Annotated in this window: 1 protein-coding gene; it reads left to right on the top strand. The window is 44.4% G+C overall.

All coding sequences use genetic code 11. The annotated features are described in order from the left end of the window. Window positions 1-423: EamA family transporter (locus tag C0Z19_RS29250; protein WP_146012174.1), on the top strand; the 423-nt coding region annotated here is incomplete at both ends.

Raw genomic sequence — 423 nt, 5'->3', positions numbered from 1 at the left:
GATTTACTGTTTCTTTCGCAGCGGCTCTTTTGCTATTTCCATTTTTACGAAAAAAGTACCGTTTTTCCATTCAATGGCGTGATCTCATTTACATTGTGCCATTTTCCTTGCTTTATCCTGTGTTGTTTTTTGCATTTCAAGTGTGGGGGCTGATGTTCACCTCTTCATCAGAGGCCGGCATTATTCAGGCGACCATCCCTATTTTGACAATGGTGCTGGCAGCATGGTGTTTAAAGGAACGCCCTACCTCGATCCAGGTGCTGTTTACCATTCTTTCTGTGTCCGGGGTGATGCTCCTCTTTGTGGTGAAGGGAATTGATGTGAAACATTCTCATCTCATTGGTTATGTGCTGATCTTACTTTCAGCCTTATCATCCAGTGCCTATAGCGTATTTGCCAGGGTGATGACACGGCGATTCCATG

Source organism: Trinickia soli (assembly GCF_002879855.1).
Lineage (GTDB): Bacteria > Pseudomonadota > Gammaproteobacteria > Burkholderiales > Burkholderiaceae > Trinickia > Trinickia soli.
The sequence above is the reverse complement of the archived record's forward strand: the minus strand, read 5'-3'. Positions and strand labels throughout refer to the sequence as shown.